Origin of the sequence: Pedobacter sp. BG31 (genome assembly GCF_042464845.1) — a bacterium.
GTDB lineage: Bacteria > Bacteroidota > Bacteroidia > Sphingobacteriales > Sphingobacteriaceae > Pedobacter > Pedobacter suwonensis.
This window is the reverse complement of the sequence record NZ_JBHNZK010000027.1, coordinates 23,786-46,018: the sequence shown is the minus strand read 5'-3', so window position 1 is coordinate 46,018 and position 22,233 is coordinate 23,786. Positions and strand designations below refer to the sequence as shown.

The 22,233-nt window shown below is 38.0% G+C and carries 23 protein-coding genes; 7 read left to right on the top strand and 16 right to left on the bottom strand.

All coding sequences use genetic code 11. The annotated features are described in order from the left end of the window. Positions 1–230 precede the first annotated feature (230 nt). Both ACFE6N_RS21860 and ACFE6N_RS21855 read left to right on the top strand, forming a co-directional pair. A complete protein-coding gene (locus ACFE6N_RS21860) occupies positions 231–782 on the top strand; it encodes a DUF4136 domain-containing protein (protein WP_378939992.1) in 552 nt (183 codons plus the stop codon). 178 nt (positions 783–960) lie between these two features. Next, the gene (locus ACFE6N_RS21855; RefSeq protein WP_378939991.1) at positions 961–1,515 is read left to right on the top strand and encodes a DUF4136 domain-containing protein; all 555 of its coding nucleotides are present in this window, start codon (positions 961–963) and stop codon (positions 1,513–1,515) included. 358 nt (positions 1,516–1,873) lie between these two features. Here the strand turns inward: ACFE6N_RS21855 and ACFE6N_RS21850 are convergent, their stop codons facing one another. After that, a complete protein-coding gene (locus tag ACFE6N_RS21850; protein WP_378939990.1) occupies positions 1,874–3,073 on the bottom strand; it encodes a glycosyltransferase family 4 protein in 1,200 nt (399 codons plus the stop codon). A gap of 15 nt (positions 3,074–3,088) precedes the next feature. Then, positions 3,089–3,907, bottom strand: a complete 819-nt coding sequence (locus ACFE6N_RS21845; protein WP_186462435.1) for a 2,3,4,5-tetrahydropyridine-2,6-dicarboxylate N-succinyltransferase — start codon at positions 3,905–3,907, stop codon at positions 3,089–3,091. A 183-nt stretch (positions 3,908–4,090) separates the two neighbouring features. Between ACFE6N_RS21845 and ACFE6N_RS21840 the strand changes: the two genes are divergently transcribed. Continuing rightward, positions 4,091–4,489, top strand: a complete 399-nt coding sequence (locus ACFE6N_RS21840; protein WP_090982803.1) for an RNA-binding S4 domain-containing protein — start codon at positions 4,091–4,093, stop codon at positions 4,487–4,489. Here the strand turns inward: ACFE6N_RS21840 and ACFE6N_RS21835 are convergent, their stop codons facing one another. Further along, positions 4,490–5,263, bottom strand: coding sequence for an EcsC family protein (locus tag ACFE6N_RS21835; protein WP_378939989.1), 774 nt, complete (start codon positions 5,261–5,263; stop codon positions 4,490–4,492). A gap of 109 nt (positions 5,264–5,372) precedes the next feature. On the opposite strand from ACFE6N_RS21835, the gene ACFE6N_RS21830 reads away from it, so the two are divergent. Continuing rightward, entirely contained in the window at positions 5,373–7,295 is a 1,923-nt protein-coding gene (locus ACFE6N_RS21830) for a redoxin domain-containing protein (protein ID WP_378939988.1), read from the top strand. A gap of 47 nt (positions 7,296–7,342) precedes the next feature. Here ACFE6N_RS21830 and ACFE6N_RS21825 read toward each other — a convergent pair whose 3' ends face one another. Both ACFE6N_RS21825 and ACFE6N_RS21820 read right to left on the bottom strand, forming a co-directional pair. Continuing rightward, complete coding sequence (locus ACFE6N_RS21825; protein ID WP_378939987.1) at positions 7,343–7,819, bottom strand: nucleoside deaminase; 477 nt, start codon at positions 7,817–7,819, stop codon at positions 7,343–7,345. Between the two features lie 102 nt (positions 7,820–7,921). After that, complete coding sequence (locus ACFE6N_RS21820; RefSeq protein ID WP_090982809.1) at positions 7,922–8,521, bottom strand: OmpH family outer membrane protein; 600 nt, start codon at positions 8,519–8,521, stop codon at positions 7,922–7,924. Positions 8,522–8,566: 45 nt separating this feature from the next. Between ACFE6N_RS21820 and ACFE6N_RS21815 the strand changes: the two genes are divergently transcribed. Both ACFE6N_RS21815 and gyrB read left to right on the top strand, forming a co-directional pair. Beyond that, entirely contained in the window at positions 8,567–8,824 is a 258-nt protein-coding gene (locus tag ACFE6N_RS21815; protein WP_378939986.1) for a hypothetical protein, read from the top strand. A gap of 347 nt (positions 8,825–9,171) precedes the next feature. Then, the gene (gene gyrB, locus ACFE6N_RS21810) at positions 9,172–11,130 is read left to right on the top strand and encodes a DNA topoisomerase (ATP-hydrolyzing) subunit B (protein ID WP_378939985.1); all 1,959 of its coding nucleotides are present in this window, start codon (positions 9,172–9,174) and stop codon (positions 11,128–11,130) included. 347 nt (positions 11,131–11,477) lie between these two features. On the opposite strand, the gene ACFE6N_RS21805 is transcribed toward gyrB, so the two are convergent. The 11 genes from ACFE6N_RS21805 to mdh all read right to left on the bottom strand — a co-directional run bounded on the left by ACFE6N_RS21805 (position 11,478) and on the right by mdh (position 21,571). Then, on the bottom strand, positions 11,478–12,404 hold the full coding sequence (locus ACFE6N_RS21805; RefSeq protein WP_145856155.1) for a bestrophin family protein: 927 nt from the start codon (positions 12,402–12,404) through the stop codon (positions 11,478–11,480). Between the two features lie 24 nt (positions 12,405–12,428). After that, on the bottom strand, positions 12,429–12,926 hold the full coding sequence (locus ACFE6N_RS21800) for a hypothetical protein (RefSeq protein ID WP_378939984.1): 498 nt from the start codon (positions 12,924–12,926) through the stop codon (positions 12,429–12,431). Positions 12,927–13,301: 375 nt separating this feature from the next. Next, on the bottom strand, positions 13,302–14,654 hold the full coding sequence (locus ACFE6N_RS21795) for a sensor histidine kinase (RefSeq protein ID WP_378939983.1): 1,353 nt from the start codon (positions 14,652–14,654) through the stop codon (positions 13,302–13,304). Beyond that, positions 14,655–15,332, bottom strand: a complete 678-nt coding sequence (locus ACFE6N_RS21790; protein WP_378939982.1) for a response regulator transcription factor — start codon at positions 15,330–15,332, stop codon at positions 14,655–14,657. It abuts the gene before it with no gap. A gap of 444 nt (positions 15,333–15,776) precedes the next feature. Beyond that, entirely contained in the window at positions 15,777–16,310 is a 534-nt protein-coding gene (locus tag ACFE6N_RS21785) for an SRPBCC family protein (RefSeq protein ID WP_378939981.1), read from the bottom strand. A 64-nt stretch (positions 16,311–16,374) separates the two neighbouring features. Then, positions 16,375–16,770, bottom strand: coding sequence for a group III truncated hemoglobin (locus ACFE6N_RS21780; RefSeq protein WP_378939980.1), 396 nt, complete (start codon positions 16,768–16,770; stop codon positions 16,375–16,377). Then, the gene (locus ACFE6N_RS21775) at positions 16,754–17,194 is read right to left on the bottom strand and encodes a hypothetical protein (protein WP_378939979.1); all 441 of its coding nucleotides are present in this window, start codon (positions 17,192–17,194) and stop codon (positions 16,754–16,756) included. Before ACFE6N_RS21775 ends, ACFE6N_RS21780 begins: the two co-directional genes overlap by 17 nt. A 65-nt stretch (positions 17,195–17,259) precedes the next feature. After that, the gene (locus ACFE6N_RS21770) at positions 17,260–17,685 is read right to left on the bottom strand and encodes a retropepsin-like aspartic protease (RefSeq protein ID WP_090982831.1); all 426 of its coding nucleotides are present in this window, start codon (positions 17,683–17,685) and stop codon (positions 17,260–17,262) included. Between the two features lie 59 nt (positions 17,686–17,744). Further along, entirely contained in the window at positions 17,745–19,550 is a 1,806-nt protein-coding gene (locus ACFE6N_RS21765; protein ID WP_378939978.1) for a S41 family peptidase, read from the bottom strand. A gap of 68 nt (positions 19,551–19,618) precedes the next feature. Next, entirely contained in the window at positions 19,619–20,425 is an 807-nt protein-coding gene (locus ACFE6N_RS21760) for a helix-turn-helix domain-containing protein (RefSeq protein WP_378939977.1), read from the bottom strand. A 207-nt stretch (positions 20,426–20,632) separates the two neighbouring features. Continuing rightward, positions 20,633–21,571, bottom strand: a complete 939-nt coding sequence (mdh, locus tag ACFE6N_RS21755) for a malate dehydrogenase (RefSeq protein WP_378939976.1) — start codon at positions 21,569–21,571, stop codon at positions 20,633–20,635. A 144-nt stretch (positions 21,572–21,715) separates the two neighbouring features. Between mdh and ACFE6N_RS21750 the strand changes: the two genes are divergently transcribed. After that, a complete protein-coding gene (locus ACFE6N_RS21750) occupies positions 21,716–22,168 on the top strand; it encodes a lipocalin family protein (protein WP_378939975.1) in 453 nt (150 codons plus the stop codon). The last annotated feature ends 65 nt before the right edge of the window (positions 22,169–22,233 follow it).

The following is a 22,233-nucleotide window of genomic DNA, read 5'->3' as shown; positions in this document are numbered from 1 at the left end:
ATCAATTTTTAATTACAGGTTATTAAATGAAGTACATTTTACAATAGGAGTGTTTATCCTTAGTGATTCAACGATTTCCTGTGGCGTCATATGTTCCTATCTGGCACTTATCATACTGATAAAGTAATGTTATGATCGTAACATATTCTTTATCGTTCATTTAGCTGAATGGATGTGTTTTACGCCAATAAACCCGTATTTTAGTAATAGGTTATTAAATAAAACATAAAATGAAACACACACTTAAATGGGGTATGCTGTTTACTATTGTAATGGCATTTACCGGTTGTATTTCTGTGCTTACGGCATCAGATTACGACAAAAAGATCGATTTTTCGAAGTTGAAATCCTTTGCTTACTATGAAAAAGGCATTGAACATTTAGAATTAAACAACCTTGACAAGCCCAGGATGTTAGATGCCATCGAAGCCACTATGGCAAAAAAAGGGTTTGGCAAAGCTGGCCGACCGGATTTTTTGGTTAATGTAGTAGTTTTAAGCAGCATTAATTCGAGGGCAGATTGGGGTTACAGTGGGGGTGGTTATCAATGGGATGCAGCCTCATTGTCGTATCAATGGAGAGATTCGCAATTCGGACCGCTTAACAGCAACAAACCATATCAAACGGGGACTATTATCATTGACTTTTTGAACCCGGAAACCAAGGCAATTATGTGGCACGGGGTAGGGTCGGGCTTTAATTTGGATGATTATTACGATAGAGAAAACAGGATAAATCTTGCTGTTAAACAGATCTTGTCACAATATCCTCCAATTTATTGATCTGACTCATTTAATCCAATTGTAAAATATTTAGTCTGAGTGATATAAGGTCAAAACATAATCAAATAGAAATCGTTTTATAGATAAAAATCTGATTGTAAAAAAATGTTAAATGATTTTATTTGGTTTACAAGATCGTTATATTTATGTCAGGTTATTTATACAAGAAACGCACAAAATGAAAACAGCACAAAAATTATTAATGCTTTTTACAGTGGTATTGGCATTAGCAGGATGTACAACACTCCGCACCGCATCAGATTATGATAAAGATGTTGATTTAAGCGGTTATAAAACTTACAATTTTTACGATAAAGGTATTGCCAGGATTAAGCTCAACAATTTAGATAAGCGCAGGTTGATGGCGGCGGTTGAATCTGAAATGAATGCGAAAGGCTTTACAAAATCGGATCGTCCGGATATGCTGGTTAATCTTGTAGTGGTTGCCCGCGAAAAAACCGATGTATATGGCCCGGGTTACTACGGTGGCTGGGGATGGGGCTGGCGCGGCGGTTGGGGAAATCCTTTCTGGGGCGGCGGTACCTATGTGAACCAGTATATTGACGGTACCATCATTATCGATTTTCTGGATCCGGCCAAAAAGATTCTATTCTGGCACGGACAGGGATCAGGTTTTAACCTTGATAACTTTAATAAAAGAGAACAACGTTTGTATACTGGCGTGAAAGAAATCTTAGCACAATATCCATCGAACGGTGTAACTGCAAAATAAGCAGTAGAAATTAACTATAACAAGAGGGCTGTTGAATTTTAAATAATTCCAGCCCTTTTTTTCTTTTAACGAGGTGTTAATTCTCTTAACTTGAGTTTGATAATTATTAGTGAAAATTCTGTTTTGTAAATGTTCCTAGATAGATTCGTCATGCTGAATTTATTTTACAAGTAAAAATAATATTTTCAGTGGCCTTGTAGCTACTTCGTGATCAGCATCTTATTTTGCAGAAAAGACCCTGAAATGAATTCAGGGTGACGACTACGAATTGAAATATCTACAAGGAATTTAAAATGTATATAAATAACGGAATTAAGCTTAATTAAAGTCTTTACCAAACTAACTGAAAGATTATTTATTAAAGAGCTACATAACAATTCATCAATTGCTCTGTAACCACAGAACTATTGAATTTTTGAACAAATTCCAACCCCTTTTCTTTCATTTCTTTTTGAAGTTGAGGATTTTCTATAATCTGATTAATGGCTTTTGCTAATCCTGTTGCATCATTTGGCGAAACATACAGACTATTGGGACCACCCGCTTCTTCCAGGCATGAGCCTGTTGCCGCAACAACTGGAACACCAGAGTAAAGGGCCTCAATAATTGGGATACCAAAACCTTCGTAAAATGAAGGGTAGGCAAAAACATCAGCCATCTGATAAATGCCAGGCAGGTCGGTAAAAGGAATGTTTTTTAAAAATAAGATGCGGTTTTTCAGACCGAGCTTTTCTATTTCTTTCTCAACGCTGTTAAAATAGGCAGTTTGTTTCCCTATCACTACCAATTTATATTCTTCATTAACTTCTTTTAAAGCCTGGACAACCAGTTTTAGATTTTTACGCTCTTCAATGGTGCCAACATTCAGCAGGTATTTATCAGGTAGTTTATAGGTTGCCTTAATCCTGCTTAATTTTTCTTTTGGAAACGCTGTTTTAAAACCATCATCGCAGCTCTGGTAAATTACTTCAATCTTTTCAGGGTTAATTCCGTACAGATTGATAATATCTTCCTTTGTTTTTTCGCTGATTGCGATAATTTTATCGGCGCGTTTGCAGGCAGATTTACTTTTCCATTCGTATAATTTCCGGTCGATCAATTTATAATACTGTGGAAAGCGAAGAAAAATTAAATCGTGTATGGTTACGATGGATTTAATCCTGGTGTGCTGAATGGCCAATGGAATTTCATGACTAAGACCATGAAAAATCTGGCATTCGTCTTGGGTTAAATCTTTTAGAATATTTAACGTCCTCCATAAAAAAGGCCCGCTTTTAGGAAGCTTTAATTTGATGTTTTCCTTTTCAAAAAAAGCATCTATCTGTCTGGCGGATTTTACTTTTGGTGCATAAACCAAATACTCGTGTTCAGGAAACTGATCTGCCAGATGCTCAATTAAAGAACGGCTGTAATTACCAAGTCCGGTTAAGTTATTGGCAGCACGCTTGCCGTCAAACCCTATTTTAAGCTTAAAGTTTAAAGCCGAAAGACCAAAGCTTGATTGATCAAGTTCAGTACTATCGGCCTTTTGATTTCTAGTTTCGCTTTCAGCTTTCACCTTTTTGCTTTCAGCTTAAACCGCTACATTATTTTCTCTCAACGCATCGTTAAGTGAAGTTTTCTTATCTGTACTTTCTTTACGTTTACCGATAATTAAAGCACAGGGAACCTGAAATTCGCCAGCTGGGAATTTTTTAGTATAACTTCCTGGTATTACCACTGAACGAGCCGGAACAATACCTTTATATTCAACAGGGGTTGGGCCGGTAACATCAATAATTTTGGTCGATGCTGTTAAAACCACATTGGCACCAAGAACGGCTTCTCTTTCTACTTTAACACCTTCTACAACAATAGCTCTTGAACCTAAAAAGGCATCATCTTCGATAATAACCGGAGCAGCTTGTACAGGCTCTAAAACACCACCAATACCTACACCACCACTTAAATGTACACGTTTACCAATTTGTGCGCAAGAACCCACGGTAGCCCAGGTATCAACCATGGTACCTTCGTCAACATAAGCGCCAATATTTACATACGATGGCATCATGATTACACCTTTTGCCAAAAACGAACCATAACGTGCGCTTGCCATAGGCACCACACGAACACCAGTTGTTTTGTAATCGGTTTTTAATTCCATTTTATCATGGTAAACAAACGGACCGCTTTTAATTTCCTTCATTTCGCGGATCGGGAAATATAAAATTACTGCCTTTTTTACCCATTCATTAATGCCCCAAGAGTTTAAAACTGGTTCAGCTACACGGATTTCGCCCTTATCTAAACCTTGAATTACCGTTTCAATGGCTTCGCAATAGTTGCTATATTGTAAAAGTGTTCTGTCTTCCCAAGCGGCTTCAATTAATTTCTTTAAATCTGAATACATGATGTTTTTTAATTTTACGCAAAATAAATCAATTTTTGTTTATTAAAGGGTTTATTGTATAAATTGTTTTGTTCCTGGGTTAAAGGTTAATTGTTTCAATCGGTTAACTGTTGAAAACCGTATCTACAATTAATCGATCAACCAGTTTATACAGTTAACCTAATTACGTATTTTTGTATTTTTATGACAGAGACAGAAAAACTTCGGATAGATAAATATTTATGGGCAATCAGGCTGTTTAAAACAAGGAGCCTGGCTACCGATGCCTGTAAAGCAGGTAGGGTGAAACTCAAGGGGCAGAATATTAAACCCTCGGCTATTGTGAAAGTTGGCGACGTTTACCAGGTTTCAAAAGGCATTGAGAAAAAAATTATAGAGGTGGTTGAACTCTCGTATAACAGAACAGATTCGCCAACCGCCTTAACCAAATATAAAGATCTTACTCCGCCAGAAGAAACGCATGCTTTTAAATCAGCTTTTCATGCACCAACACTTAAACGCGATCGGGGAACAGGACGTCCAACTAAGAAAGACAGAAGGGAAACAGATGATTTATTGGATGGGATGTTTGATGAAGAGTAGTTAGTTTCCAGTTTTCAGTTTACGGTTTTCAGTTTTTTCTGAACTGGAAATTGCATACTGCAAACTGAAATACCTCATTCGATAACTCATCATGGCTGTCTTACCTAATTTCTCAATTAATTTATAATTGGCAATGGCGCCAACTGCTGCACCCACAAAAGGGAGCATCTGGGCCAGTTTAGCCAGATCGATGTAATCACGATACTGTTGCTGAAAAGTGAGCCAGTCAAATTCATCAATATTGGTCGGCAATAAATGCGCTTGTTCATCCCAGGACAGCATTTTGCTGAAAACATGCTGACTTTCTTCTTTACTTGAAAAGGCGAGTTGAAAGATGTGTAGAATATATAAACGTTCGCGGTAATCTTTAACATCATATCCGTAAACTGCCGCTATATCGAAAAGCATTTTCATTTTGATGCCCAATAATAACGGGAAATCAGCCAGGCTCATTAAAAAACCACCCGCACCCGTAATTCCACCTTCTGCAGCCCCTGTTTTTTTATAATTTTCGATCTTTTGCTTAATTAATGCCTCCCGGTGCATCAAAGTCAAATCGGTAATGGGTTTCGAAGTGGTGAAGGTAGAACCAAAAAGTACCGCCTTAACCATTTGTTTTATGGCTGAGGTTATGGCATCATGAACCTTATCGGGTATATAGCTGTTTATTTTTTTTTGAACTTTATCAGTTACCTTGTTTAATAGTGAAGGTTGTTGCAAAGTTTTAAACTTCCAGAAATCCAGTTCACTCTTTATTTTTTGTTCGTAGGTCATGATTATTTTCATACAATAATTATTCCTTAAAATTTAACAAAAATAACTAGGAATAATGGTGAATAAACTATATATTTAGTTTACCTAATTAAAATCTAATCCTTTCATTATGAAAACCTTAAAATTATTCTGTTTACTGATGTTGGCTGCAGGAGCGGTTAATGCTCAGGGGGTAAAATTTTCTGCTGTTCAACCAGCTGCAGGAAGTACCGTTAAATTTACCTACGATCCAAAAGGAACTAACCTGGAAAACCTGGCCGATGTAAAATGTACCGGTTATACTTTTTTTAGTACAACTAATCCAAAAAGCAGGAAAGTTGAACTGGTAAAAGAAGGGATGGTTTACAAAGGGGAGATTTCAACTCCCGATAGCGTTACTGTGGTTGGTCTTTCCTTTTCTGTTGGCGACCAGAAAGATGAAGCACCGGCCGGTTACGTCATTGAATTTACCAAGGGTGGAAAAGTACCTGCTGAGGCGTATCTCAACGAAGCCTTTTTATATGGATTAGCCGGAAATTATTATCTGGGACTTACCATTGATCCTGAAAAGGCAGTATCATTATACAATCAGGCATTTGCGCTAAAGCCAGGGTTGAAAAAGAAAAACCTGCAGCAATACCTTTCGCTCGAGTATAAAGCAGATAAAGATAAGGGAACAAAGCTCATCAACGAGAACATTTCGGCGTTGTCTAAACTAAAAGAACCTAAAGAAGAAGATTTGAGCACTGTTATCGGATTGTATTCGTTGCTAAAGAAAAAAACACAGGCCGATTCCGTTAAAGGGATTGTGCTCAAGAAATATCCAACCGGAAATTATGCCTGGAATGATGGAATGAATACACTTTACGGTACAAAAGATTTTGCTGTGCAAATACAGAAAGCGGAAGAACTGATCGCAGGATTTAAACTCGATCAAAACAAAAAGGCTGATGTGGGCAAACTAAATGCTGTTTATGGCATGATGGCAAATAGCGCGGTAAAAGCCAAAGATCTGGATAAGTTTCAATATTATGCGGGTAAAGTAACTGATAAAATGACAAGAGCAAGTCTCTATAATAATTTTGCCTGGCCAGCTGCCGAAAAAAAGGAAAATATAGATTTAGCCTTAAAGCTTTCCAGGCAATCGCTCGATCTTATAGAAGCATCAAGAAGTGATGAGCTGCCAAAATATTACAATACTAAAGAAGATTATCTCAAATATTTAAATGGTGCTTATGGCATGTATGCCGATACCTATGCATTATTGCTTTATCATCAGGGCAAATTTAAGGAAGCATTGGCTGCACAGGAAAAAGCTTTACCGATGTATGCTAGTGTTCCGCCAGATGTTTCTGAGCGTTATGTTACCTACCTGATTAAAGATGGGCAGAACAATAAAGCCTATACAGAGGCAGAAAAACTCATCAAAGATGGTAAAGCAACCGATTCGTTAAAAGCTGATTTTAAAAGGCTTTACACCAGTTTGAAGAAAGAAGGTACTTACGAAACGTATATCGCCAGTCTGGAAAAAGCAGCTTTAGAAAAAGAAAGAGCGGAGTGGACCAAAAAAATGATCAATATCCCTGCACCTGCCTTTTCATTGATGAATTTAAAAGGTGAAAAGGTTAGCCTGGCCAGCTTAAAAGGTAAAATAGTGATTTTGGATTACTGGGCAACCTGGTGCGGCCCATGTGTAGCTTCTTTTCCCGGTATGCAAAAAGCCATGGCGAAATATTCAGCCAACCCCAATGTAGTATTCCTGTTTGTAAACACCTGGCAAAATGAGGATAACAGGGAGAAAGTGATTGCCGATTTTATTGCTGAAAAGAAATACAATTTTAATGTGCTTTACGATACCAAAAACGCTAAAGATCCCTCAAAATTCGATGTTGTAAGTGCTTATAAGGTGGATGGAATCCCTACTAAATTTGTGATAGACGGCGATGGTAACATCAGGTTTAAAGCCGTGGGTTTCTCGGGAACTGATGATGGTGTAGTGAAAGAGATAGATGCTATGGTGGGGTTGTTGGCTTCTAAAGATTCGGGTAAATAAACTTCAGTTTACAACAAAGGTGCTGAGTGATCGGCACCTTTCGTAGTTTAATAATTAATCCGCATCTGCGATGTTTCCCATAGCTTAAATGCCGACAACGCTTCATCGCGCATCAACTGGATTACAGGCAGGCTTCTGTTTTCCATTGGTTTGTTAAGCTCATCATAAATGAATTTGTCGCTAAAACCAATATGCTCAGCATCTGCTTTGGTATTTGCGTAATATATGGTATCAATTTTTGCCCAGTAAATAGCCCCCAAACACATCGGACAATGCTCGCAGCTGGTGTAGATTACACATCCACTTAAGTCGAAGGTATTTAATTCGGTACAGGCCAGTCTGATGGCCGAAACCTCTGCGTGCGCCGTCGGATCGTTGGTTAAAGTAACCTTGTTGGCTGATTTAGCAATGAGTTGTCCATCTTTTACCACTACCGCGCCAAATGGTCCGCCAATGCACTCGCTTACATTTTGTACCGATAGGTCGATGGCCATCTGCATGTATTCCTGATGTTGTTTTTCCATATTTATTTTATTTGGGTAAATGGTTTCGGTGCTGATTTTCAATGTAACACAAAAAAAATGCCCCGATTTTGTCGGGGCATCCAGTTTTCAATATCTTTTGGTTTATTTTTTACTGTATTCTGCATTTAAGCCTTTAATTACTTCTGAAGTCACATCTAAACTTTCATCGGCAAATAAGATGGCACTGTTACCTTTTGAGTACGTTAAAACCATTTTATAACCTTTTTCTTTAGCATAACCTTTCAGGTAATCAGCTACTTTGTCGTAAAGTTTTTCATTTTCGGCAGCCTGCTCATTCTGTAAAGCGCCACCGGCGTTTTGTTGGTAAGTTTGAAGCTCTTGTTGTTTACGTGCCAAACGCTCTTCAGTACTTTTGCGTTGATCGGCTGATAATGTTTGTGCCGATTGCTGGTATTGTGCTACCTCTCTTTGAAAAGCCTGACCTTTTGCCTGGATATCTGCCTGAGCACTTTTGCTTTTACCTTCAAATTTTACTTTAAGATCTTTGAAGTATTCATATTTTGTAAGTAACGAGTCGGAGTTTACAAACACAATTTTCTCAGTTGCAGAAACCGGTGCAGTAGTACCCTCTGTTTTTTTAGGTTCAGTAGTTTTAGTGTCTTTGTTCTGACATGCAGAGAAAGCAGTTATCAAAGTTGCAGTTGCAAGTAAACCAAAGGTTTTAAAGGTTCTTCTTTCCATTCTTGTTTAATAAATTTTAGCAAACTTATATAAATTAGTTTTGATATGCAATTTAAAGAAAAGCCTATTGTGATCGAAAGGTGTTTTACGTTTGGCGCGGAGCATCAAGCGTTAATTTTACTCGTTGCTAAGCGCCTTGCCGGCCGCTCAAACAAGATAGCGATGATTCGAAAAGCAATACCTGTGTTTCAAACGGTTGTTTGCCCTGCTGTCCGCTTTATTGCATGCCCGCTTCCATCAGGTTTAGATGGCGCAGTATGTGCTGCTATTGGGGTTGTATGTTGCCTGGCAAATTGGCAATAGCAAATGATCCTAAGGAAAGAAAACACCAATTGACTATTGACTACTTACGAATCGCCCCTAACGGGACGTTATTTCTAAAAGTGAAGCTTCTTATATCGGGGATGATGCCCGAAAGAAAAATAAATGTTCTTTACCGGTTTTAAGCCCAAACGGAATGGGGGTAAAACCGGGATCAATAGAAGGAGAGAGACAACCCTGCTGGCAATACAGGATTTACATTTCAAATCCCTGTTAACTCAATGGAAGAGGCTTTTGCATCAATCTCTTAACAGCCCAAAAATTATCCACATATTAGTTTAAGTGGCAAAATTTCCGTATTTTTGATACTTATTGTTTTTAATTAAAATATGAGCGAAGAACAGGATTTAAAGTCAAATTATTCGGCAGATAATATACAGGTTTTAGAAGGTTTGGAAGCGGTGCGTAAGCGCCCTTCGATGTATATAGGTGATACTGGTGTAAAGGGTTTGCACCACTTGGTTTATGAGGTTGTAGATAACTCTATTGATGAGGCTTTAGCCGGTCATGCAGATACCATTGATGTTCGCATTTTAGAAGGCAACTCCATCAGGGTTGAAGATAATGGACGTGGTATTCCGACGGGAATTAATAAAAAAGAAAATAAATCGGCGCTTGAAATCGTAATGACGGTTTTGCACGCAGGTGGTAAATTTGATAAAGATACCTACAAAGTATCCGGAGGTTTGCACGGTGTAGGGGTAAGTTGTGTTAATGCCTTGTCTACAGATTTAAAAGCAGAAGTACACCGCGAAGGTAAAATCTGGATGCAAGAGTATAAAATTGGTGTTCCGCAGTATGATGTTAAAGAAGTTGGAAATACAGACAAACGTGGTACGATTGTAACATTTACTCCTGATCCTACCATTTTTACCCAAACTACCGAATACAAATATGATACTTTGGCTGGCCGTTTGCGCGAGTTATCTTTTCTAAATAAAGGGATTAAATTAACGTTAACTGATGAACGTGACAAACTGGATGATGGTTCTTATTTTTCTGAAACTTTCCATTCTGAAGGTGGTTTAAAAGAGTTTGTAGCTTTTTTGGATGATACCCGTACTTCTATTCTGGCTGAGCCTATTTATATCGAAGGAATTAAAAATGGTGTTCCTGTTGAGCTGGCATTCCAGTATAATGACAGTTATGCAGAGAATGTTCACTCTTACGTAAATAACATTAATACCCACGAAGGCGGCACGCATATTGCCGGTTTCCGTAGGGGATTAACCCGTACTTTAAAAACCTATGCTGATAAGGAAGGTTTATTAAAGAACGTAAAAATGGAAATCACCGGTGATGACTTTAGGGAAGGTTTAACCGCGGTTGTTTCGGTAAAAGTACAGGAGCCACAATTTGAAGGACAGACCAAAACCAAACTCGGAAACAGTGAGGTGATGGGATCTGTTGATGTTGCGGTAGGAGAGGCTTTAGGTAATTATCTGGAAGAGAACCCTAAAGAAGCCAAAATGATTATCAATAAGGTAATCTTAGCGGCTACTGCACGTGCCGCAGCCCGTAAAGCACGAGAAATGGTGCAACGTAAAAGCGTAATGGGCGGTTCTGGCTTGCCGGGTAAACTAGCCGATTGCTCAGATAGCGATCCCGAAAGATGTGAAATTTTCCTGGTTGAGGGAGATTCTGCGGGTGGTACTGCTAAACAAGGTCGTGATCGTAATATTCAAGCGATTTTACCTTTAAAAGGTAAGATTCTGAATGTGGAGAAAGCAATGGAGCATAAGATCTATGAAAACGACGAGATCAAAAATATGTTTACCGCTATTGGGGTAAGTATCGGCACACCAGAGGATAATAAAGCTTTAAATTTAACCAAACTCCGTTACCATAAAATTGTAATCATGACGGATGCTGATATCGACGGGTCGCACATTACCACGTTGATTTTAACATTCTTCTATCGTTATATGCGTGCCCTGATTGAGGCCGGATATGTTTACATTGCATCTCCACCACTTTATCAGGTTAAAAAAGGTAAAGATTTTGAATATTGCTGGAATGATGCACAGCGCGATGCCGCTGTACAGCGTTTAAAAGGTGCAGGTAAAGAAGATAGCGTGCACATACAACGTTATAAGGGTTTGGGTGAAATGAACGCTGAGCAACTTTGGGATACCACCCTAAATCCTGCTACACGTACCTTAATGCAGGCCACCATCGAAAGTGCAGCGGAATGCGATCATACTTTCTCGATGTTAATGGGCGATGAAGTTGCACCACGCAGGGATTTTATTGAGCGTAATGCAAAATATGCAAAAATTGATGCTTAATCCTTAAATCCCCTTCAGGGGAATTTAATATACAAACCCTCTTCAAGCGAAAACTTGGGAGGGTTTTTTTCTTAGCGGGGTTATCGGTGGCGTCAGTTGTATCAACTGACATTGGAGGTATAGTAGTGTAAAATGATATCAGCTTAAGCTTCAGCAAATTTTCTTATCAATTAAGGGTGTGTTAGTTAATATTTGATTATAGCACAAAAAACAAAGCCATTCAAAAAAAATGAATGGCTTTTGTATTATACAACTATCGCAAATGGCAATACTTCATCCAAAGAAAAACCATTGCGCTTAACTAACCATCTCAGCAAAGAGATTTATTTTAGGCTTCCCGGGGTGATTTACAAAATGTAATATGATCCCACCTGGGCCAATTCGGTTTGAGGTTTATCCTCATAAATTTTATTATCATCTAACATCTGGCAAAGATCTCGTTCAATGGTTCTACAGATGGTAGTAGTTGGTGTATCTGTAGGTTTATTCTCAAAAGGATCCTGAAGATGAACAGCCATTTTTTCAACCAGTAAAAAGAAGGCAGCAATGGCCACCACTAATGGAACTTCCATGTAACCAAAGTATTCCAGCAATCCGAAAGGCAACAAGACTATGAATAAATGGATAGACATGTTGATATACTTGCTATAAGTAACCGGGAAAACGGTGTTTTTAATTCTTTCCGATCCGCCCATGTGGTTACATAAACCGGTTATGGTTTTGTCTATTTCTATCTGTTGATATTTATTGATCCAGCCTTCCTGCAGTGCTCTTTTTAAGGCCATGGCATGCAACTCTAAAATGCTGGCCGTTACATTTTTGCGTTTCTTGATGAACTCAAATTCTTCAACCGAAAGGTATTCTTCTAAACCTTTTCGAGGATTAAAACCTCTCAAGGCCTGACTTAAGGCATAACACCAGGCAATCTGCCGTTTTACAAAGCTTGCCTTGAACTCCTCAATTTCGTCTATTCCATAGGGATTTTCAACGAACGACAAGATCTGGCGCGACACGGTTCTCGAATCATTAACTATAGCGCCCCAAAGAATCCTTGCTTCCCACCACCTGTCATAAGCCTGGTTAGAACGAAATGCCAATAAAAGCGAAATGATTGTTCCCAGTAAAGCAGGTACTGCAACAGGAATGGAAATACGGGTAACATGAAGGTTCTCATATAATATCACAATACCTATAGAGTAACCGATAACAAACAGAAGCTCTTTTTTGATCTTTCCAAATATATAAGTGAGCGGAATATTATTTCGTAATAGCATAATATAAAGTTTAATGGTTGATAACTAAGAATTTGCTTCCTGCAGCTGCGTTTCGTGTATTTTCGTATCTATTAAATTTTCGTTGGCATGAACGGTTAAAGTATTTAGTAAAATTACCTCGCAACCTGCCCGTTCTGTTAATATTTTAGGGTCAATGCTATATTTATTGATTGGCGTAAAATTGTATCCCTTTAAGTAGGCAATGCATTCTACATCAAAAGCTTCGATAAAATTTTTAAAAGCTGCTACTGTACTTCCGTAGAAATACTCAATCCCAATGTTATTGATTTGAGTAGGATATTTTGCCTTGGCCTGATTGATTTGCTGATAAAATTCGTCGCTGACGTTTTCATAATCGCGGCTGCGGCGACTCAACATTAACATATCAGTTATGGAATCAGACAGTTTAAAGGCATGTACGAAAATGATGTTGAATATTTCGTTTTTTTGATGTTGAACAAGTGCATCAATAATTTTTATACTTTCTAGTTTGAAGTCGGTTGGAATTAATACTGTTTTCATCTCTTTATCTTGTTTAAATGAATTGAAATATTATTTATACAAGTTTAACTCCATATTATTATAGCGAAATAAGAGCGAGATTAAAACGAGATTAGAATGCACTCCTTTTTAGAATTTTTCGGTTAACTGTTTAAATTGGTTAATCGGTTAAATTGTTGTAATGTTAGATTGTTTTTATTGCTGGGAGGTTCAAATACTTTTCTTTTACAAGCTGTCATCCCGAATGCAATGAAGGATCTTTTTTAACGGGATGGGGCTAAAGGCATTATCTAAATTAGATCCTGAAGCAAGTTAAAGGGGACGTTGTGCAGGAATTACTGTTGACCAATTAACTACATGGACTAATCAACCAATTACGAATGACCAATGATCCAGTTAAACTTTTGTAGGTAACAATACTTTGATTTCCGTGCCAACGCCTTCCTGCGATTTGATGGCAATACTACCCCTGTGCAAACGGATAATATTTAACGAAAGTGGCAAACCAACTCCATAACCTTTAAAATCATTGGTGTTTGATGCCCGGTAGAAAGGTTCAAATATATGCTGGATATCGGTTTGTGGGATGCCGATACCGCGATCGGTTACCGAGATCGAAAGCATATTGACGTTACTTTCTATACTAATGCTTACCAATTTCTCATTAGAATATTTGCAGGCATTATTTACAATATTACTGATGGCCAGTTTCATCAGGTTTTTATTTACCCGCAACGAAAGCAATTCATCATCATCGGGAAGTTTACTAAAATCGATTTCTATTTTACTGTTCGGATGAACCTGGTTTACCGAATCTTTAATTTCCCATAACAATTCATCCATTCGTACTTCTTCCCAGGGCTGGTTTTTTCCATTAAAACCTGATTGGGCCAGGCCTAATAAACTGGTTAAGATATGCTCCAGCCGTTCTGCTTCATTCTTGATTTTTGATAATGCCTTTTCCTGTTTGTCTGCATCTGCAATGTTTTTCATGGCCAGCTCAACCTCTCCGCTAATGATGGTTAAAGGTGTTCTCAGCTCATGTGAGGCATTGCTGATAAAATTATTTTGCGTCTCGAAAGCCGTTTCCAAACGGTTGAGCATATTATTAAAGGTTTGCGCCAGTTGCGACATTTCATCATTACCTTTTTTAACATCCAGCCTTAGGTGCAAATTTTCGGCCTTTATTCTTTTTACACTTTTAATGATATTTCGCAGGGGCATCAACATGTAATTGGAAAATTTCCAGCCTACCACAAATGATAATATGACCGAAAGAAAAAAGCCAATAATTAAAATTCTTTGCAGGTCTTTTAACTCGCGGAAACCGACAGGATCATTTGCAGAAACAATAACAATATATCCACCATTCGGATTTTTAAAATATTTGCCGGCATAAAAGTGGTTTTCCGTGCGATAGCGGGCTACGTAACCTGCATTTATCCGGTTATAAAAACTTGCTGGCAATTCGCGATCCAGTTTATTGGTTGGTTTTCCTGCTTCAATAATGTATTCCTTCTCAGAAGGCAACCGCTCCAGGTATCTGTTGCGCATTTTAGCATAAACCTTATTGTTGTCGTCTTTGTAAAGTTTAATCTGGGCAGCAATATTAACCCTTGCTTCCAAGCGTTTGTAAAAATCTTCGAAGGCAAATTCGTTAGAAAAATACCAAACAAAACCACTTAATAAGGAAATAATAACTGCCGATAAAATGGCAAAAAGTAAAGTGATTTTCTTGGCAATCTCCATCTATTTTTCTTTCAATATATAACCTAAACCTACCGCAGTATGGATCAGCTTTCGATCAGCATTCTTATCTATTTTTTTACGAAGGTAATTAACATAAACATCAACTACATTGGTGCCCAGGTTAAAATCGATATCCCACACGTTTTCCAGAATATCTATCCGGGATAAAATTTTGGATTTGTTTTTAGCCATATACTCCAGTAGCCGATACTCTGTTGCCGTAAGAATGATTTCCTGTTGGTTTCGCTTTACGGTTTTTGCGCTTAAATTTATCTGCAGGTCGCCTACAGCAATAATCTGATCTTGCGAAACCACACCATGGTATCGCCTCAGCAGCATTCTGATCCTCGCAAAAAGTTCAGCAAATTTAAATGGTTTGATCAAATAATCATCTGCGCCATTATCCAGTCCGTTTACCACATTTTCGGTAGTACCTAAGGCCGTAAGCATGATAATGGGCGTATTGGGTTTTTGCTCTTTAATGATCTTGCAGAGTTCCAATCCATTTATTCCAGGTAGCATAATATCAAGGATAATCAGATCAAACTGATTATCCAAAGCCATCTGTTTCCCGATTAAACCATCAGGAGAAATACTTACGGTGAATCCTTCGTCTGTTAAACCCCTCGAAATTACAGATACAACACTTGGTTCATCTTCTACAAGTAATAAATTCATTTGATGGAAAAGTAATCTTAAAAAAAAGGGAAATTACAAAATATTAATTGATGGTTAGACCACTTTTGATACTTTTTTAACCCAAAGCAGGGATAATTGTTTGGTTGGTACATTCAAAGAATGAAAAAGGCTCTTTTCAAGAGCCTGGAAATATTACTTGCTTTTTTAACCACAGAGATCATGAAGTTAAGGCACAAAGAATGCAAAGTTTACAGGGCGCACGTCCTCGACTGGAGCAAAGCGGAATGAAGAGATCGTTGAATCATAATAGGGTCTTCGACTTCGTTACCATTGACAGATTTAAACAAAAAAAGATCGTCATTGCGAGGCGAAGAAAGAGCTTTCCCGCAATTACGGACGCTAGCAGCCCACCATTTAGCAAAAAAAATCTGTCATTTTATATTGATTTTAAACAATAAATTATCTCTCAGAATGACATTGCAATTAAATCTCCTTCTCTGATTTCTCTTTGAGGGATTTCAATCCATCTTCAAAATCTTTGCCGATCATTTTATCCATAAATAAGCAAAACCATTTGTTGATGATGCCTTTGCTATCTCCACTCATGGTCCAGATTACTTTATTTCCATTTTCAGCTTTTTCGATGTCAAAGCGGGTGTTTGCTATGCTTTCCATGGGTTTGATGAATTTTAATTCCATATCGACCATTTTATTTGCCTCTGCTTTATTGATCAGCATTTGTCCGGTACCACTTTTTTCACCATTCCATTGGTACAGGTGACCCGGCTGAGCAGCTGTACCGGTAATGGTAATCTTCGCTTTTGGATCCATTTTAGACCAGGCATTCCATTTGTAAAACTCATGATAATCGGCGATGTTTTTATAAATAATGCTGTCTGGAGCAAGAATGGTTATAGTCCGATTAACGGAATAGCTTTTTGGAAGAAAGAGACTACCTCCAATAATGATTACTGCCAGTACGGCGATAATGCCTAAAAAGATTTTGAGAAATTTCATAACATAAATTTAGTTTGGTTAACTAAATTTATAAAGAAAGCAGTTGAAATCAAAGCGGATTGAACTAAACAATCTTGATCTTCGATAAGGGGGCATTGATTTTAAAGTGCATTAAATCAGCAATAGATTGGGCTTTTTGTTTAATCAGTTCTGCATTAGGTCCCGTAAACAAATCGTCTACGTTTTGGAAAAAGAGATTTTTCCATATCTCAAATTGTTCCTGCTGCAATGGCGTTTGTTTATTCAGTGCAAAATGGCTTAGCATCGGATTTCCCTTATAAATGGCTTTACCGAAAAGGATACTTTCCCAAAAATCGTACATTTTGGGTAGGTGGTGTGTCCAATCCACCCTGGCAACATCGGTAAATATCGGGCCTATATGCGGATTGATCGCAACATTTTCGTAAAAAGTATTCACTAAAACGATAATATCTGCTCTATTATCAATATCCTTTTTCATGGTTTAATGATTTTAAATTTAAGAAACCCAGTGTAATTAATATCAGGAATTTAATGGTGTCGGCAATGATATACAAGATATGATGGTAACTTCTTACCGGGGCATGACCAGCCAAAACCAGTTTTGCCCTTTCATCAAGTAATGGTAACAACCAAAAGGTATCGGTCATCAACAGGATGGTAACCGAAAAAAGTAAAATACTGCTGATGTTTTTTAACGGTGCCGGCAAGGAGCAGGCTAAAATCACCATAAGTAATATAACCTCTATTTTATTGAGTGCCTGAAAAACCAACTGCCCGATACCTAAACCAAGCGGGATGGTAATTCCTGGCGCCTGAAATTTTAGCGGGGCTTCCAAAAAGCTAATTCCACCAATTAATCCTGCCCAAAAAATAACACAAAAGATTGCGATTAACTTCTTCATTAAGGTCAAATATCACTTAAAATGGCTTTGTTAAAAATGATCGGTGTCATAAAGAAAAATTATCTTTATCTATAAAGCCTCAGCATCATTTTCTGGTAATTAATCACAGCCTTATACTGCATTAAGATATCTCCGCCAATAATCCCCATAATAGGCGGGTGACCAAACTGCTGGTAAGTTTCGCTTACCGACTGCAGATCAAAAGCCACTGTTTCATAATTATTGATCTTTAAGGTGCCGATTTTTAATTGAGGAAGGGTAGCCTGTATGGTAGTGGTGGTGGTAAAAAGTGTAGCAGCATTAATTTCATCAGAAACCTGAAGTGTTTCTGATATATGTTTTTCGATCAATGATTTATCGAAAACACTCCGTGAAGCGCCGGTATCTAAAACGGCGAGGTGTTTTTCCTTAAAAACAATAACTTCCACTAAAAGGTGGAAGCCATCGTCTTGTAAGTTTATTATTTTTAAGGGAATGGAAATGGCTTTCATAACAAGTGTTTAGAAGCCTAAATTAGGCTAATTAACCTAAAAACCATGTCAGGTAAGGGTTATTTGTTTTTGATCAGGTTTTTTACAAATTCCATTTCTGTATCATATCCGCTTAAGTACTCTTCAATTTTTGGCTGCACTTCGTTATCGGGCATTACACCGCGACCAAATGGAATATTATTTTGTTTTTCTTTAACAACAAATTTAATGAGTGGGATCCGGCCGGTTAATTTGGAATTAGGTAAGGTATAATTGATGAAAAAACCACTGGTATTGCCATAATAACCTCCGCCTGTTTCTTCACCTATAAAACGTGCGTTGGTATAATTTTTTGCTAAAGCAGCAAATTCTGATCCTCCGGAAAAAGATAAACCGCTGATGAGTATATACAAATCGCCTTTGAAACGGTTGGTTTGGGGTGTATCACTTTTGTATTTTCCGGGAAGATCCAGGTAACGCCCGTCGTTGCTGCGATAAAATTCGGCTTTTAACTCCTTTTCGAAATCATCCTGCGATTCTTTATTCCGGTAATCGGTATAATCTAAAAAAGAATAGGTAAAGGACGGAATTTCAGCATATTGGTATTTTGGATATTCGTTATCGACCAGATACGACATTAAGTGGTCTTCCATGGCCTGTGCGCCGCCTTCATTTTTCCTGATGTCAATAATTAAATGCTTTATTTTATGATGAGCAATGTCTTGAAAACCCCTGGCTAAGAACTCTTTAAAACCCTTTCTGCCACCTGTATAATCGTTGGTTGAAAATGTATTTACTGTTAGTGTAGCCGTGCTGAGCAGTGTGTCGATCTTTAATGCAGCGGGTTCTTTATAGCGGTAATTAGGGATAGATTGGATTTCTTTAGAAACAAATTTTCCGTATTGTTTAAAACTTAATGCTGGTATTCCATTATAATGAACCTTATCGTTGGTTTTTGGGTTAATCAGTTCGATATCGAAAACATTCGGCTGCTGTTCGAAAAAACGCAGGTAGTATTTAGAGAACGCTGTTTCTATCCATCGGTATTTGCTTGTGGTATTATAGCCGTCTGCCGGCTCTATTTTTAGAAATTGCGTCATGATGCTATCGATACTATTTCCATTGATTTTAGAAAGTAACATTCCCTTGGTTTTGTAATGATCAAGATCGTTCAGGACATAAACCTTTTTATCCAGGATTTTTACCAGAAATGGAAAGTACTTGCCATGTTGCCTGATGTAATTACCCGTTTCTTCGGACGTCTGGATTGCACAATGGCCTTCTTTGGTGTAGGTAACTACTGGCGCAACGATCTGATAAAAATCCAAAGCACTCATTCGATCTTTTATCTTACTTTTTTGTGCCTTGCATAGGCTGTCGAACTGCTTATAGGTATTGTACCACAAGCCAATATTTGCTTCAATGAAAGCATTTTTAAGGATGTCGAAATCTTGTTCAAGTGCTTTTGAACTCAGTTTTTTTAATTTCTTTGGCGGGCTTTGTATGCTGACTGAATAGTTACCCTCTTTCGCATTGCTGCTTTCAGACAGTGGTTTAACCGAAAGGATAAAATAACCGCTACTATCAGGCGAATAAATGATTTTTTCGCTGCCGAACCGGCCATTGGGAGAATCTATATCCTGTATGGTTTTCCCATTATGGTCTTTTAATCCTACTGTAACATCTATTCCTTTTTGTTCAACAGTGATTGAGTAGTAAAAATCTTTTTTTAACCGGAAACTAAATGAAGTTTCTTCGCCCTGCTTGATGTTTAAATCTGCTGTAGTTTTGTCTATTTTAATCGGGGTGAGGTTATGGCCCACTTGGGCACGCACCGAGAGACCGAAAAATAAAATAATAAGAATGGTAAAGCTATCTTTTTTCATTTTTTGTGAGATATGATAGCAAAAATAAAGCTTACATGCCGGGATCTGTTGTACGATATTGCAATCGGTTAGGCCCTTTTATACTCGGAAGGTGTTACACCGGTAAATCTTTTGAAATGCCTTGATAGGTGTGCCACATCATAAAAACCCGTTTTAATGGCAACCTCCATCAAATCTGTTTCTTTAGTGAGCAACTTTTTGCAATTTTCTATCCGCTGTAAAAGGATGTAATTATTTGGGGTTAAACCAGTCTCGTGTTTAAATAGACGCAGAAATTTGTATTTATCCAATCCGAAGCGTTTTGCAGTATCTGTTAATGAAAATTTTTCTGAAAGGTTTTCGCTGATAAAATCCTGAAACAATACCGTTTTCTGATCACTAAAATACATACTGGAGGCATAACGGGCAACCAGTTGTTCTAAAACAGATAGTAACGCTTTTTCGAGATTAAGCGCCGGATGGTTAAAGTGTTCTGACAAATAGTGTAAGCGGTTAACCAGATCATGATCATAAATGATTTTATCCTCAAAAAAAACATCATGGCCGTTGTTTAAGGTTTTAAGCACGTCTGGAGCAACGTAAAACGTAAAAAAAGAATTGCCTAGCTTATTATCGCAGGGGGTTGCATGTACTTCGTTTGGGTTGGTGATTGAAATTGTACCGATCGGTGCCTGTAAAAATTTATCGTTGAGTTTAGTATAAAAAGTCTGATTTAAAATCAGCGTAATATTAAAATTATTGTGCGTGTGAAAGGGGAAATCAATGGTGTGTTTTTTAGCATTTAACAACTCCAGACCATCTAAAATCGGGATTTTATGGAAGGTACTGATGTTATGTGTCTCAGCTACTATTTTGTCTATACCTTTGATGTTCAATGGTTAAAGCTTCTTTAATATTCTGAAAAATAATCTTCATCTCGATTGGAAGATCCTGAAACAAGTTCAGGGTTACGATATGCCAAGAAGGAACGACGAAGCAATCTTTAAGCGTTGGCTGGTATCGATCGTTTTAAGATCGCTACACCGGAAAGTCGGGACAGGCTGTCGGCTAAAAAAGCCCTCCCGCAATGACGATTTATCCTTTTAAACCAGTTTCATTTCTGCCAGTACGCTGTTCATGTTCCTCACTGCATCAGCACTTTTATTAAATGCCGCCTGTTCATCTTCTGTTAATTTAAAATCGACGATTTTTTCCCAACCATTACGACCGATTATTACCGGTGCACCTAAACAAATATCTTGTTGTCCGTATTCTCCCTCCAGGGAAACGCAGCAGGTAAATAGTTTTTTTTCATCGCGTAAAATGGCTTCAACCAATGCTGCACCTGCCGCACCCGGAGCATACCAGGCTGATGTTCCGATTAAACCTGTCAAGGTAGCGCCACCAACCATGGTATCTGCCGCCACCTGATCAAGCGTGGCTTTATCCAATAAATGGCTTACTGGTAAGCTTTGGTAAGTAGCTAAACGGGTCAATGGAATCATCGTGGTATCGCCATGGCCACCAATTACAAACCCTTGTAAATCATTAGGGCTGCAATTTAAAGCTTGTGATAAATAAAATTTGAAACGTGCGCTATCTAACGTTCCACCCATACCAATAATACGGTTTTTCGGCAGCCCTAAAGATTTTAAGGCCAGATAGGTCATCGTATCCATAGGGTTACTGATCACGATGAAGATGGCTTCAGGAGAGAATTTTAAAATATTTTCGGCAACACCTTTCACAATACCTGCATTAATGCCAATCAGTTCTTCGCGGGTCATCCCCGGTTTACGTGGCAAACCCGAAGTAATTACCACTACATCAGAACCTGCGGTTTTGCTATAATCATTCGTTACCCCTGTAATTTTGGTATCGAAGCCCAAAAGGGTTGCAGTTTGCATCATGTCGATTGCTTTACCTTCGGCAAAACCTTCTTTAATATCCAATAATACAAGTTCGTTCGCCAATTCTTTGCGGGCAATATGATCTGCACAAGTGGCACCAACTGCGCCTGCGCCAACAACGGTTACTTTCATATATTTATATTTTTTGGTTCGCTTTCGTTAAATACCTATCGAAGGTATAAATAAATATAAGGTTAAAAAATGCTTTTCAAAACTTTATAATTTAATCGGGGTTTAATTAATCGTTACTAATCAGCAATTTTTGTGCTAATAAATATGGAAAACAAGCCAATCTCAAATATTGATTATAAAGCCTTCGAGGGAAAATGGTATTCTTTATATTCTATACCAACCTTATTGGATAAACATTGGAAACAGACTACTGAGACCTACACCTTAATAGATGATGATCATTTTGATGTATATACCACTTACCATAAGGATGGAAAACCTGAAGAAAAATCGATCACTTCAAAGCTATTTTTAGACAAGGAAAAAGCTGATGGAGATATGAAAGCCCAGTTTTTATGGCCTTTTAAAATTGGCTACTGGATTATAGAGCTGGCTGATGATTACAGTTATGTCGTGGTAGGGCATCCGGATGAAAAATATCTCTTTATTATGGCCCGTGAGCCCAAAATGGAGGCCGATTTATTGGTACATATTATTGAAAGGTGCAGGCAGAAAGGATACGAAGTAAGTGAGCTGGTAAGCCAGGAGCATTTTTGATAAGTTCGCAATTGGCGGTTTTCAGTTTGCGCTGGCTCTGAAAAATGTTTGTCATTCTGAGGGAT

Excerpts from the sequence above, each read along its gene's own strand:
- ACFE6N_RS21855 (WP_378939991.1), top strand. The coding sequence starts at position 961 with ATGAAAACAGCACAAAAATTATTAATGCTTTTTACAGTGGTATTGGCA.
- ACFE6N_RS21800 (WP_378939984.1), bottom strand. The coding sequence starts at position 12,926 with ATGAAAACAGTATTAATTCCAACCGACTTCAAACTAGAAAGTATAAAA.
- gyrB (WP_378939985.1), top strand. The coding sequence starts at position 9,172 with ATGAGCGAAGAACAGGATTTAAAGTCAAATTATTCGGCAGATAATATA.
- ACFE6N_RS21805 (WP_145856155.1), bottom strand. The coding sequence starts at position 12,404 with ATGCTATTACGAAATAATATTCCGCTCACTTATATATTTGGAAAGATC.
- mdh (WP_378939976.1), bottom strand. The coding sequence starts at position 21,571 with ATGAAAGTAACCGTTGTTGGCGCAGGCGCAGTTGGTGCCACTTGTGCA.
- ACFE6N_RS21770 (WP_090982831.1), bottom strand. The coding sequence starts at position 17,685 with ATGAAAGCCATTTCCATTCCCTTAAAAATAATAAACTTACAAGACGAT.
- ACFE6N_RS21860 (WP_378939992.1), top strand. The coding sequence starts at position 231 with ATGAAACACACACTTAAATGGGGTATGCTGTTTACTATTGTAATGGCA.
- ACFE6N_RS21815 (WP_378939986.1), top strand. The coding sequence starts at position 8,567 with ATGCAATTTAAAGAAAAGCCTATTGTGATCGAAAGGTGTTTTACGTTT.
- ACFE6N_RS21820 (WP_090982809.1), bottom strand. The coding sequence starts at position 8,521 with ATGGAAAGAAGAACCTTTAAAACCTTTGGTTTACTTGCAACTGCAACT.
- ACFE6N_RS21845 (WP_186462435.1), bottom strand. The coding sequence starts at position 3,907 with ATGTATTCAGATTTAAAGAAATTAATTGAAGCCGCTTGGGAAGACAGA.
- ACFE6N_RS21830 (WP_378939988.1), top strand. The coding sequence starts at position 5,373 with ATGAAAACCTTAAAATTATTCTGTTTACTGATGTTGGCTGCAGGAGCG.
- ACFE6N_RS21765 (WP_378939978.1), bottom strand. The coding sequence starts at position 19,550 with ATGAAAAAAGATAGCTTTACCATTCTTATTATTTTATTTTTCGGTCTC.
- ACFE6N_RS21840 (WP_090982803.1), top strand. The coding sequence starts at position 4,091 with ATGACAGAGACAGAAAAACTTCGGATAGATAAATATTTATGGGCAATC.
- ACFE6N_RS21790 (WP_378939982.1), bottom strand. The coding sequence starts at position 15,332 with ATGAATTTATTACTTGTAGAAGATGAACCAAGTGTTGTATCTGTAATT.
- ACFE6N_RS21835 (WP_378939989.1), bottom strand. The coding sequence starts at position 5,263 with ATGACCTACGAACAAAAAATAAAGAGTGAACTGGATTTCTGGAAGTTT.
- ACFE6N_RS21750 (WP_378939975.1), top strand. The coding sequence starts at position 21,716 with ATGGAAAACAAGCCAATCTCAAATATTGATTATAAAGCCTTCGAGGGA.
- ACFE6N_RS21795 (WP_378939983.1), bottom strand. The coding sequence starts at position 14,654 with ATGGAGATTGCCAAGAAAATCACTTTACTTTTTGCCATTTTATCGGCA.
- ACFE6N_RS21825 (WP_378939987.1), bottom strand. The coding sequence starts at position 7,819 with ATGGAAAAACAACATCAGGAATACATGCAGATGGCCATCGACCTATCG.
- ACFE6N_RS21775 (WP_378939979.1), bottom strand. The coding sequence starts at position 17,194 with ATGAAGAAGTTAATCGCAATCTTTTGTGTTATTTTTTGGGCAGGATTA.
- ACFE6N_RS21785 (WP_378939981.1), bottom strand. The coding sequence starts at position 16,310 with ATGAAATTTCTCAAAATCTTTTTAGGCATTATCGCCGTACTGGCAGTA.
- ACFE6N_RS21780 (WP_378939980.1), bottom strand. The coding sequence starts at position 16,770 with ATGAAAAAGGATATTGATAATAGAGCAGATATTATCGTTTTAGTGAAT.